This window comes from Staphylococcus sp. HMSC36A10, from assembly GCF_001838845.1.
GTDB classification, from domain to species: Bacteria; Bacillota; Bacilli; order Staphylococcales; family Staphylococcaceae; genus Staphylococcus; species Staphylococcus aureus.
In genome coordinates this window covers 73,721-86,163 of sequence record NZ_KV839122.1, presented here as the reverse complement: position 1 = coordinate 86,163, position 12,443 = coordinate 73,721, and the positions used below count along the sequence as shown (strand labels likewise).

At 31.9% G+C, this 12,443-nt stretch carries 10 protein-coding genes; 8 read left to right on the top strand and 2 right to left on the bottom strand.

Annotation, left to right across the window (positions count from 1 at the left end):
* Nucleotides 1-273 precede the first annotated feature (273 nt).
* The 5 genes from HMPREF3247_RS09505 (at nucleotide 274) to sbcC (ending at nucleotide 5,440) form a co-directional block, all read left to right on the top strand.
* Nucleotides 274-516: a YneF family protein gene (locus HMPREF3247_RS09505; RefSeq protein WP_000246909.1), complete on the top strand. Its 243-nt coding sequence runs from the start codon at nucleotides 274-276 to the stop codon at nucleotides 514-516.
* Nucleotides 503-601: a hypothetical protein gene (locus HMPREF3247_RS09500; protein ID WP_031866183.1), complete on the top strand. Its 99-nt coding sequence runs from the start codon at nucleotides 503-505 to the stop codon at nucleotides 599-601. The genes HMPREF3247_RS09505 and HMPREF3247_RS09500 overlap by 14 nt, the downstream gene beginning before the upstream one ends.
* A 93-nt stretch (nucleotides 602-694) precedes the next feature.
* Entirely contained in the window at nucleotides 695-1,162 is a 468-nt protein-coding gene (locus HMPREF3247_RS09495; protein ID WP_000966142.1) for a CcdC family protein, read from the top strand.
* 123 nt (nucleotides 1,163-1,285) lie between these two features.
* Complete coding sequence (sbcD, locus tag HMPREF3247_RS09490) at nucleotides 1,286-2,407, top strand: exonuclease subunit SbcD (protein ID WP_000691290.1); 1,122 nt, start codon at nucleotides 1,286-1,288, stop codon at nucleotides 2,405-2,407.
* Between the two features lie 3 nt (nucleotides 2,408-2,410).
* A complete protein-coding gene (gene sbcC / locus HMPREF3247_RS09485) occupies nucleotides 2,411-5,440 on the top strand; it encodes an exonuclease subunit SbcC (RefSeq protein ID WP_000803154.1) in 3,030 nt (1,009 codons plus the stop codon).
* Nucleotides 5,441-5,510: 70 nt separating this feature from the next.
* Here the strand turns inward: sbcC and mscL are convergent, their stop codons facing one another.
* Nucleotides 5,511-5,873 carry a large conductance mechanosensitive channel protein MscL gene (mscL, locus tag HMPREF3247_RS09480; protein WP_000910489.1) on the bottom strand — a complete coding sequence of 121 codons (363 nt, stop codon included), beginning with the start codon at nucleotides 5,871-5,873 and terminating at the stop codon, nucleotides 5,511-5,513.
* 203 nt (nucleotides 5,874-6,076) lie between these two features.
* Between mscL and HMPREF3247_RS09475 the strand changes: the two genes are divergently transcribed.
* The 3 genes from HMPREF3247_RS09475 (at nucleotide 6,077) to menI (ending at nucleotide 11,910) form a co-directional block, all read left to right on the top strand.
* Entirely contained in the window at nucleotides 6,077-7,723 is a 1,647-nt protein-coding gene (locus HMPREF3247_RS09475) for a BCCT family transporter (protein WP_001088978.1), read from the top strand.
* Nucleotides 7,724-8,557: 834 nt separating this feature from the next.
* Nucleotides 8,558-11,263, top strand: coding sequence for an aconitate hydratase AcnA (gene acnA, locus HMPREF3247_RS09465; RefSeq protein WP_000729739.1), 2,706 nt, complete (start codon nucleotides 8,558-8,560; stop codon nucleotides 11,261-11,263).
* Between the two features lie 179 nt (nucleotides 11,264-11,442).
* Complete coding sequence (gene menI / locus HMPREF3247_RS09460) at nucleotides 11,443-11,910, top strand: 1,4-dihydroxy-2-naphthoyl-CoA hydrolase MenI (protein WP_000640487.1); 468 nt, start codon at nucleotides 11,443-11,445, stop codon at nucleotides 11,908-11,910.
* Nucleotides 11,911-12,116: 206 nt separating this feature from the next.
* Here menI and HMPREF3247_RS09455 read toward each other — a convergent pair whose 3' ends face one another.
* Nucleotides 12,117-12,413, bottom strand: coding sequence for a HesB/YadR/YfhF family protein (locus tag HMPREF3247_RS09455; protein ID WP_001165377.1), 297 nt, complete (start codon nucleotides 12,411-12,413; stop codon nucleotides 12,117-12,119).
* Between the last annotated feature and the right edge of the window lie 30 nt (nucleotides 12,414-12,443).

The window sequence follows — 12,443 nt, the reverse complement described above, 5'->3', positions numbered from 1 at the left end:
AATTTATAAAGCGAGTATGTTTAGAAGTCTAGGATGCATAATCTTAGGCTTCTTTTAAAGTGTTGAAATTTAGAGTATAGCACTTAAACTACATCATAAGTGATAAGTTATGAAAGTATACTATTTCAGATTAATCTTTAAAAGCTCTGTTATAACAGCATGATTTTTGATATTATTTTTAGTATCGATATTAAAATACTTGAATAAACTAGTTCTTGAAATAATGTGATGAATTTAGTAAAATTCAGTAGGATAAAGAAAGCGGGTGAAACAATGGCAACTTGGTTAGCAATTATTTTTATAGTAGCTGCATTAATTTTAGGTTTAATTGGAGGTTTCCTTTTAGCTAGAAAATATATGATGGACTACTTGAAGAAAAACCCACCAATCAACGAAGAAATGCTTCGTATGATGATGATGCAAATGGGTCAAAAACCTTCTCAGAAGAAAATTAATCAAATGATGACGATGATGAATAAAAATATGGATCAAAATATGAAGAGTGCGAAAAAGTAAATTCGCAATTGATAGAGGCTATTTTCCAGATATGGAAATGGCCTCTTTTTATAATCGAATTAATAAAAACAAATATGTTTATTAAAATTAAAGTTAACAAAATGACGAATAGACTGAGAAATGCTATAATTCATTTTGTATGATTTACAGAGAGTTTATTTAACGAGAAGGTGTCTGCGTGCTCTATTTAATATTTTCAATCATTGTAGCTTTATTTATGGGAACTATAGTTATAGTTATTCGTATGAAAGCTCAAAATTATCCGGTAAATGAGAAAAAAATAGTTTTGCCACCGTTTTTTATGGCGACCGGTGCATTGATGTACGTCGTTCCATATTTTAGGCTAACAGGATCGGAAATGCTAGAAGCCTTTATAATTGGTTTGCTTTTTTCTACAGTTCTAATTTGGACTTCTCGATTTGAAGTCAAAGGTACAGAAATTTATATGAAACGATCTAAAGCATTTCCAGTTATTTTGATTTCATTACTTATCATTCGTACTGTGATGAAAATATTCATTAGTAATGAAATAGATCCTGGAGAATTAGGCGGCATGTTCTTTTTATTAGCATTCTGTATGATTGTTCCTTGGAGAGCAGCAATGCTATATAAATACAAAAAACTAAAGAAAACATTAATCAATTAATTACTTTTAAAACCACTTGTGATCGACTTCTAAATCAGTCGATGAGTGGTTTTAATTTTACTTGAAAAGGTGAAATGATTATATTAAAATAAAAGCGAACAAATGTTCTATATGGAGGCAGTAATGAAAATTATACATACAGCAGACTGGCACTTAGGGAAAATATTAAATGGCAAACAGCTTTTAGAAGATCAAGCGTATATTTTAGATATGTTCGTAGAAAAAATGAAAGAAGAAGAACCCGATATCATTGTGATAGCTGGAGATTTATATGACACAACATATCCAAGTAAAGATGCAATCATGTTATTAGAACAAGCGATTGGAAAGTTAAATTTAGAACTGCGTATACCAATAATTATGATTAGTGGAAATCACGATGGTAAAGAGAGGTTAAACTATGGGGCGAGTTGGTTTGAACATAATCAGTTATTTATAAGAACAGATTTTACATCGATTAATTCACCAATAGAGATAAATGGGGTTAATTTTTATACACTCCCTTATGCTACTGTGAGCGAAATGAAACACTATTTTGAAGATGACACCATTGAAACGCATCAACAGGGAATTACGCGCTGTATTGAAACAATAGCACCGGCAATTGATGAAGATGCCGTCAATATTTTAATTAGTCATCTGACTGTTCAAGGTGGAAAGACATCTGATTCTGAAAGACCATTAACTATTGGAACGGTTGAGTCAGTTCAGAAAGGTGTTTTTGATATATTTGATTATGTCATGCTAGGTCACTTGCATCATCCATTTAGTATAGAAGACGACAAAATTAAATATAGTGGCTCCTTATTGCAGTATTCATTTTCGGAAGCGGGTCAAGCTAAAGGGTATAGACGTGTAACAATTAACGATGGCATTATTAACGATTTATTTATTCCTCTTAAGCCGCTTAGACAATTGGAAATTATCTCAGGCGAATATAATGATGTTATTAATGAAAAAGTTCATGTGAAAAATAAAGATAATTATTTACATTTTAAACTTAAAAATATGTTTCATATTACTGATCCAATGATGAGTTTAAAACAAATTTATCCTAATACTTTAGCGCTGACGAATGAAACTTTTAATTACAATGAAGAAAATAATGCTATAGAAATAAGTGAAAAAGATGACATGTCAATCATCGAAATGTTTTATAAACATATAACTGATAAAGAATTATCGGATATCCAATCTAAAAAGATAAAAAACATTTTAGAAAACGAATTGAGAAAGGAGGATTAATGAATGAAACCATTACATTTAAAGTTGAATAATTTCGGCCCCTTTTTAAAAGAAGAAATTGATTTTTCTAAAATTGATAATAATGAATTGTTTTTAATAAGTGGTAAGACTGGATCGGGCAAAACAATGATTTTTGATGCAATGACTTATGCCTTGTTTGGTAAAGCATCAACTGAACAAAGAGAAGAAAATGATTTGAGAAGTCATTTCGCTGATGGCAAACAGCCGATGTCAGTAACGTTTGAATTTCAATTAAATCATCGAATTTATAAAGTGCATAGACAAGGCCCTTATATCAAAGAAGGTAATACAACAAAAACGAACGCTAAATTTGATGTATTTGAGATGGTGGATGGCAAGTATGAAATTAGAGAAAGTAAAGTAATTTCAGGTACCCAATTCATTATTGAATTATTAGGAGTAAATGCAGATCAATTCCGACAATTGTTTATTTTGCCTCAAGGTGAATTCAAACGCTTTTTAATATCAAACAGTCGTGAAAAGCAAGGGATATTAAGAACACTGTTTGACAGTGAAAAATTTGAAGCTATACGAGAAATATTAAAAGAAGAAGTAAAAAAAGAAAAAGCTCAAATCGAGAATAGATATCAACAAATTGACCTTTTATGGCAAGAAATTGAATCATTTGATGATGACAAAATAAAAGGCTTATTAGAGGTTGCCACTCAACAGATAGACAAAGTGATTGAAAATATACCACTTTTACAAGCTAGGTCGAAAGAAATACTAGCATTTGTAAATGAAAGTAAAGAAACTGCTATTAAAGAATATGAAATAATAGAAAAGAAAACACTAGAAAATAATATATTAAAAGATAATATTAATCAACTCAACAAAAATAAAATTGATTTCGTTCAATTGAAAGAGCAACAACCTGAAATAGAGGGAATTGAAGCTAAGTTAAAGTTGTTACAAGATATTACAAACCTATTGAATTATATTGAAAATAGAGAAAAAATTGAAACTAAAATTGCTAATAGCAAAAAAGATATTTCTGAAACCAATAATAAAATATTGAATCTTGATTGTGATAAGCGAAACATAGACAAAGAGAAAAAAATGTTAGAAGAAAACGGAGATTTAATTGAAAGTAAAATCTCTTTTATTGATAAAACTAGAGTATTATTTAACGATATTAATAAGTATCAACAAAGTTATCTCAATATTGAACGCTTGAGAACTGAGAGTGAACAATTAGCTGATGAATTAAATAATCTAATTGAAGGTTTAGAAAAGGTCGAAGATTCAATAGGTAATAACGAAAGTGATTACGAGAAAATTATCGAACTAAATAATGCGATAACTAACATAAATAATGAAATTAATGTAATTAAAGAAAATGAAAAAGCTAAAGCTGAATTAGATAAACTATTAGGTAGTAAGCAAGAGTTAGAGAATCAAATTAATGAAGAAACATCTACATTGAAGAATCTCGAAATAAAATTAGATCGCTACGATAAATCAAAATTGGACTTAAATGATAAAGAAAGCTTTATAAGTGAAATTAAATCTGCTGTAAAGATTGGAGATCAATGTCCGATATGTGGTAATGAAATTCAGGATTTAGGGCATCATATTGATTTTGACAGTATTGCTAAACGTCAAAATGAAATTAAAGAAATTGAAGCAAATATCCACACTATGAAATCGAATATTGCTGTACATAATTCTGAAGTTAAATTTGTTAATGAAAAAATATCGAATATTAATATTAAAACGCAAAGTGATCTCTCACTCGAAGTATTGAATAAGCGTCTGCTAGAAAATGAAAATGCATTGAATAATCAAAGAGAGCTTAATAAATTTATAGAACAAATGAAAGAAGAAAAAGATAATTTAACGTTGCAAATTCATAATAAGCAATTGCGTCTAAATAAAAATGAATCTGAGTTGAAATTATGTCGAGATCTCATCACTGAATTTGAAACACTCTCGAAATATAATAATATCACTAATTTTGAGGTGGATTATAAGAAGTATGTACAAGATGTGAATCAACATCAAGAACTCTTAAACCAGATTGAAGATAAGTTAATACAATTATCTCAAAGAAAGTTAATTGAGCAAAATAATCTAAATCACTATGAAAACCAACTAGAAACTTACAATAATGACTTAGAATTGAATGAACAATCTATTGAAATGGAAATGTCGAGGCTGAATTTAACTGACGACAATGATATAAATGAAATAATAGCCTGGAGGGGCGAGCAAGAGGAATTAGAGCAGAAAAGGGATACTTATAAAAAACGTTATCATGAATTTGAAATGGAAATAGCTAGGTTAGAATCATTAACCAAAGATAAAGAGTTATTGGACTCTGATAAATTAAAAGATGACTATGAACTAAAAAAAGGAAAGATGAATACACTGATAGATGAATACTCTGCTGTTCATTATCAATGTCAAAATAATATTAATAAAACACAATCTATAGTTTCGCATATTAATTACTTAAATCAAGAATTAAAGGATCAACAAGAAATATTTCAATTGGCTGAGATTGTCAGTGGTAAGAATAACAAAAATCTTACATTGGAAAACTTCGTCTTAATTTACTATTTAGATCAAATTATTGCTCAAGCAAATCTGAGATTAGCAACAATGTCAGATAATCGATACCAACTAATTAGGCGAGAAGCGGTTTCTCATGGTCTTAGTGGCCTAGAAATTGATGTATTTGATTTGCATTCAAATAAGTCTAGACATATTAGCTCGTTATCAGGTGGAGAAACTTTCCAATCGTCGCTTGCATTAGCTTTAGGGTTAAGCGAAATTGTACAGCAGCAATCAGGAGGTATTTCACTAGAATCAATATTTATTGATGAAGGATTCGGTACATTAGATCAAGAAACGCTTGAAACAGCGTTAGACACTTTATTAAATCTTAAATCAACTGGTAGAATGGTTGGGATTATTTCACATGTGAGCGAATTGAAAAATAGAATACCTTTAGTTTTAGAAGTGAAATCAGATCAATATCAGAGTTCAACAAGATTCAAAAGAAATTAAAACATAAAAAATAGAGATGGTACTTTGGAATGTATAGAACAACCTTAGCCCATCTCTTTTTATTTAAAAATTATTTTTTCTCACGTAATAAATCTCTGATTTCAGTTAATAACACAACATTTTCTTCCACAACTGCTTCTTCTTCGGCTTCTTCTTTCTTCATTAATGTATTTGCAATCTTAACAAAGATGAATAAAGCAAACGCGATGATAATAAAGTCGATAACAGATTGGATAAATAAACCGTATTTAATACCCCAGAATGACCATTCTTTAGCAAAATCAACTGATCCGAAAATTTTACCAATTAATGGCATAATGATATTTTCTACTAATGAAGATATAATCTTGTTGAAAGCTGCACCCATCACAACAGCAATTGCTAAATCTAAGACGTTACCTTTTAAGGCGAACTCTTTGAATTCTTTTAACATTACACTCAACCTCTCTTTTTTAAATGTAACCTCAATTATACAACAAATAAAAAAATTAGAAAATAGATTATTCAAGAAAATTTGATTATCGCAAAGACCTTTGTTATCCTATAAAGGTGCGTGAGTTATTGAATAAAATGTTTAGATAATATTTTTATTCTACTACATAAAATTAAATATAGAATTGAAGGGAGTAATTAATTATGAATTCTTCTTCACCAGAGAATCCAAATGGAAAGAAGTATTCACCAGTCTTCATCTATAGTGCAATTGTTGTTGCTATAGTCGTATTACTTGGTGCATTTTTACCTGAACAATTCAACTATGTTACCAATAATATTAAAATGTGGATTACAGAAAAGCTAGGTTGGTATTATCTTATTCTTACTACGATTATCGTGTTCTTCTGTATATTCCTTATTTTTAGTCCTATTGGAAAACTTAAACTAGGTAAACCAAATGACAAACCTGAGTTTAATACAATTTCATGGTTTGCTATGTTGTTTAGTGCTGGTATGGGGATAGGTTTGGTGTTTTATGGTGCAGCTGAACCGATGGCGCACTTTGCTACGCCACCTACAGCAGATCCCAAAACTACTGAAGCTTATACTGAAGCTCTACGTTCAACATTTTTCCATTGGGGATTCCATGCTTGGGCTGTTTATGGTGTTGTTGCGTTAGCGTTGGCATATTCGCAATTCCGTAAAGGTGAACCAGGTTTATTATCTAGAACTTTACGTCCTCTTTTAGGTGATAAAGTAGAAGGTCCTATTGGGATTTTTATTGACGTTTTATCTGTATTTGCGACAATCGTTGGGGTAGCCGTTTCGTTAGGTATGGGTGCTCTACAAATTAATGGTGGTTTACATTACTTGTTCAATGTTCCAAACAATACGTTTGTACAAGCGATTATCATCATTGTTGTTACTATCTTATTTATAGCAAGTGCATGGTCTGGATTAAGTAAAGGTATTCAATACTTAAGTAACTTGAACATTGGTTTAGGTACTATTTTAATGGTAGCTGCTTTAATTGTTGGACCAACTGTTCTTATTTTAAATATGTTAACTAGCTCTACGGGTAGTTTACTAAACACATTCTTGTTTAATAGTTTTGATACAGCAGCTTTAAATCCTCAAAAACGTGAATGGATGTCTTCATGGACACTTTATTACTGGGGTTGGTGGTTAAGTTGGAGCCCATTCGTTGGAGTGTTTATTGCACGAGTTTCAAAAGGACGTTCAATTAGAGAGTTCATTTCTGGTGTCTTGCTAGTTCCAGCAATTGTTAGTTTTGTTTGGTTTAGTGTCTTTGGTGTATTAGGCATCGAGACAGGTAAGAAACACAAAGAAATTTTTGATATGACTCCTGAAACACAGCTATTTGGAGTGTTTAATCATGTGCCATTTGGCATTGTTTTATCGTTGATTGCATTATTATTAATTGCATCATTCTTTATTACATCTGCTGACTCAGCAACATTTGTATTAGGAATGCAAACAACATTTGGTTCATTAAATCCATCTAGTATGGTAAAAGTTGTTTGGGGAATTTCACAGGCCTTAATAGCATTTGTACTTTTATTAGCTGGTGGCGGTAATGGCGCTGAAGCTTTAAATGCGATTCAAAGTGCTGCAATTATAAGTGCATTCCCATTCTCCTTTGTCGTCATACTCATGATGGTAAGTTTCTACAAGGATGCGAACCAAGAACGTAAATTCCTAGGTTTAACATTGACTCCGAATAAACATCGCTTACAAGAATATATCAAGAGTCAACAAGAAGATTATGAATCTGACATTCTTGAAAAGCGTCAGTCACGTAGAAATATAGAGAAAAAAGATAACTAATAAAGTTTAGTTAAGTATTTTAATAACAAGTAGTATGTCATTCTAGTAGCTAGAACAGATATACTACTTGTTTGTTTTTGTGGAAAATTGAGAATATTCAAAAGGATAAGAACGAGAATTTCGTTATTAAACTACGAATTCTCGATTTTTTTATATTTTAAGATAGGTTTATTTCTCGCAACTTAATAGAAAGGGGTTTGACAAAGCTAAAGTGAAGTTTGACGGTATAAACGCAAATTAACTATACTTTTATAAAAAATTAACTCAGGCTGGGACATAAATCAATATTCTATGCTCTACGAAGTTATATTGGCAGTAGTTGACTGAACGAAAATGCGCTTGTAACAAGCTTTTTTCAATTCTAGTCAGGGGCCCCAACACAGAGAATTTCGAAAAGAAATTCTACAGGCAATGCGAGTTGGGGTGAGGGCCCCAACACAGAAGCTGACGAAAAGTCAGCTTACAATAATGTGCAAGTTGGGGTGGGACGACGAAATAAATTTTGCGAAAATATCATTTCTGTCCCACTCCCATCAAAAGAATGACATTGAAAAGAAATATTAAAGTTTGGCGCCACAATTTTCTTTCTGCTCAATGAAATAATACGTTTGAAAATTGAATTGAATCATTCACGAAATTGATAATTATTCTCAATTAATAAAAAATACTTATTACACCTTACCTGTATGATAAGTTTTGCTTATATACTCTGATTAAAAAGTCAAAACCTAAATTAAGCGTTTTCTAAGCATGATGAGTTGTTTATCAATAAATATAATAATACAATTTAATCAAGGCATATAAATATAAAAATGTATCAAGGGGGATCATTAAATGGCTGCAAATTTTAAAGAGCAATCAAAAAAACATTTTGACTTGAATGGCCAAAGTTATACTTACTATGATTTAAAAGCTGTAGAAGAGCAAGGTATTACTAAAGTTTCCAATTTACCTTATTCAATTCGTGTTTTGTTAGAATCTTTACTTCGTCAAGAAGATGATTTTGTAATTACAGACGATCATATTAAAGCTTTAAGTCAGTTTGGAAAAGATGGAAATGAAGGCGAGGTACCATTTAAACCTTCTCGTGTTATTTTACAAGATTTCACAGGTGTACCAGCCGTAGTTGATTTAGCTTCTTTACGTAAAGCAATGGATGACGTTGGGGGAGATATTACTAAAATTAATCCAGAAGTACCGGTGGATTTAGTTATTGACCACTCAGTTCAAGTGGATAGCTATGCAAATCCAGAAGCTCTTGAACGTAATATGAAATTAGAATTTGAACGTAACTATGAACGTTATCAGTTTTTAAATTGGGCAACGAAAGCATTTGATAATTACAATGCAGTTCCTCCTGCAACTGGAATAGTTCACCAAGTTAACTTAGAATATTTAGCAAGTGTTGTACATGTTCGTGATGTAGATGGTGAAAAAACTGCATTTCCAGATACATTAGTTGGTACTGATTCACATACAACAATGATAAATGGTATTGGCGTACTAGGATGGGGTGTTGGTGGTATTGAAGCTGAAGCTGGAATGCTTGGACAACCTTCTTATTTCCCAATTCCAGAGGTTATTGGTGTACGACTAGTAAATTCATTACCACAAGGCGCAACAGCAACTGATTTAGCGTTAAGAGTAACTCAAGAGCTACGTAAAAAAGGTGTTGTTGGTAAATTTGTGGAGTTCTTTGGTCCAGGTGTACAACATTTACCACTAGCAGACCGTGCTACAATTGCAAACATGGCACCAGAGTATGGAGCAACTTGCGGATTCTTCCCAGTTGATGATGAATCTCTTAAATATATGAAGTTAACTGGTAGATCAGACGAACATATCGCGCTAGTAAAAGAATATTTGAAACAAAACCATATGTTCTTTGATGTTGAGAAAGAAGATCCTAATTATACAGATGTTATCGAATTGGATTTATCAACAGTTGAAGCATCGCTTTCAGGACCAAAACGTCCTCAAGATTTAATTTTCTTAAGTGATATGAAATCATCATTTGAAAATTCTGTAACAGCTCCAGCAGGCAACCAAGGACACGGTTTAGATAAAAGTGAATTTGATAAGAAAGCTGAAATTAACTTTAAAGATGGATCAAAAGCTACAATGAAAACAGGTGATATTGCAATAGCAGCAATTACATCATGTACAAATACATCTAACCCTTATGTAATGTTAGGTGCAGGTTTAGTTGCTAAAAAAGCAGTTGAAAAAGGCTTGAAAGTTCCTGAATACGTTAAAACTTCTCTAGCACCAGGATCAAAAGTTGTTACCGGATATTTAAGAGATGCTGGCTTACAACCTTATTTAGATGATTTAGGCTTCAACTTGGTTGGTTATGGATGTACAACTTGTATCGGTAATTCAGGTCCTTTATTACCAGAAATTGAAAAAGCGATTGCTGATGAGGACCTATTAGTGACATCTGTATTATCTGGTAACCGTAACTTTGAAGGTCGTATCCATCCTCTTGTTAAAGCCAATTACCTAGCTTCACCACAATTAGTTGTTGCTTATGCATTAGCTGGAACGGTTGATATTGATTTACAAAATGAACCTATTGGTAAAGGTAATGACGGTGAAGATGTATATTTGAAAGATATTTGGCCATCAATTAAAGAAGTTTCAGATACCGTTGATAGTATTGTAACGCCTGAATTATTTATTGAAGAATATAATAACGTTTACAATAACAACGAATTATGGAATGAGATTGATGTAACTGATCAACCTCTATATGACTTTGATCCTAATTCAACATACATTCAAAATCCATCGTTCTTCCAAGGATTATCCAAAGAACCGGGTACGATTGTTCCATTAAATGGTTTACGTGTTATGGGTAAATTCGGTGATTCTGTGACAACTGACCACATCTCTCCAGCAGGTGCAATTGGTAAAGATACGCCAGCTGGTAAATATTTACAAGATCACCAAGTGCCTATTCGTGAATTTAATTCATATGGTTCAAGACGTGGTAATCACGAAGTAATGGTTCGAGGTACGTTTGCTAATATACGTATTAAAAACCAATTAGCGCCAGGTACTGAAGGTGGTTTTACAACTTATTGGCCAACAAATGAAGTAATGCCTATCTTTGATGCTGCAATGAAATATAAAGAAGATGGTACAGGTTTAGTTGTATTAGCTGGTAACGATTATGGTATGGGTTCATCTCGTGACTGGGCAGCAAAAGGTACAAACTTATTAGGTGTTAAAACAGTTATTGCACAAAGTTATGAACGTATCCATCGTTCAAATTTAGTTATGATGGGTGTATTACCATTAGAGTTTAAAAAAGGTGAATCAGCTGATTCTCTTGGTCTAGATGGTACAGAAGAAATTTCTGTTAATATTGATGAAAATGTTCAACCACATGACTACGTCAAAGTTACTGCTAAGAAGCAAGATGGTGATTTGGTAGAATTTGACGCTATGGTTCGTTTTGACTCACTTGTTGAAATGGATTACTATCGTCACGGTGGAATTTTACAAATGGTTTTAAGAAATAAATTAGCGCAATAAAAAATAGATATCACAGTAAAATTTTAATCGGTATTTGAGGCACTTTGATAGTGCTCAAAAATACTTCTATAAACTTTATGATATAATAGGTCGGTTCAAAACCTTTGTGTTCTTGGCCGGCCTCTTCTTGTATTTTATGTTAGAATGAGATATAAAGTTAAACTGAAAGAAGGCTTAAAATGATATATAGTATTACAGAAATAGAAGCGCGTTATGCTGAAACTGATAAGATGGGTGTAATTTATCACGGGAATTATGCAACTTGGTTTGAAGTTGCGCGGTTGGATTATATATCGAAGTTAGGTTTTAGTTATGCTGATATGGAAAAACAAGGAATCATTTCACCTGTGACTGACCTCAATGTCAATTATAAAAAGTCTATTTTTTATCCAGAAAAAGTTAAAGTTAAAACTTGGGTTGAAAAATATTCGAGATTACGTTCAGTGTATAAATATGAGATTTTTAATGAAAAAGGTGAACTTGCAACTACAGGTTCCACAGAATTGATTTGCATTAAAGAAGATACTTTTAAGCCTATACGGTTGGATCGTTATTTCCCAGATTGGCATGAAGCCTATAGTAAAGTGCAAACGCTCAATAATGAAGGGAAAACAGTAGAGATAATGGATGGTATTGATTCTTTATAAGTTACTGTAAATGTTTGGAGAGGCAATATTAACAATTAATCTATAAAAAATAGCCAATACGTTAACATTAATGTAATTAGCGTGAAGATAAGCTAATATATAGCAAAAACGAACTTGTTCATACAACATCAGATGTGCTAAACCAAAGTACAACTTCCGAGGTTCAGTACACATCAGAATGTGTAAACAAGTTCGTTTTATTTTAGTTATTTTGTGGAATAAGAAATTTCATCTTCGTGATCAACTACATTTACAATAATGTGGTCATCTTCAAAGTACCACAAATCTTTTTCCGCTACGACAACATTTAAATCGTCATATTGTTGTTCATAGCCAATATCAACGTCTTCCTTTGGTTCGACTGTAAAAGCAGGACTAAATCCTTGCTTGAGTTGGAATTCGCCACCATATCTTACAAAAAACACGAGCACTTTATTATTTTCAGGCAACTCAAGTTCATTTTTAAACCAAGTTACTGCTGCATCAGTAAGTTCTATTTGCATAACAATGACCTCCTATATTTATTACAGAAT

Excerpts from the sequence above, each read along its gene's own strand:
- HMPREF3247_RS09505 (WP_000246909.1), top strand. The coding sequence starts at position 274 with ATGGCAACTTGGTTAGCAATTATTTTTATAGTAGCTGCATTAATTTTA.
- sbcD (WP_000691290.1), top strand. The coding sequence starts at position 1,286 with ATGAAAATTATACATACAGCAGACTGGCACTTAGGGAAAATATTAAAT.
- sbcC (WP_000803154.1), top strand. The coding sequence starts at position 2,411 with ATGAAACCATTACATTTAAAGTTGAATAATTTCGGCCCCTTTTTAAAA.
- mscL (WP_000910489.1), bottom strand. The coding sequence starts at position 5,873 with ATGTTAAAAGAATTCAAAGAGTTCGCCTTAAAAGGTAACGTCTTAGAT.
- HMPREF3247_RS09475 (WP_001088978.1), top strand. The coding sequence starts at position 6,077 with ATGAATTCTTCTTCACCAGAGAATCCAAATGGAAAGAAGTATTCACCA.
- acnA (WP_000729739.1), top strand. The coding sequence starts at position 8,558 with ATGGCTGCAAATTTTAAAGAGCAATCAAAAAAACATTTTGACTTGAAT.
- menI (WP_000640487.1), top strand. The coding sequence starts at position 11,443 with ATGATATATAGTATTACAGAAATAGAAGCGCGTTATGCTGAAACTGAT.
- HMPREF3247_RS09455 (WP_001165377.1), bottom strand. The coding sequence starts at position 12,413 with ATGCAAATAGAACTTACTGATGCAGCAGTAACTTGGTTTAAAAATGAA.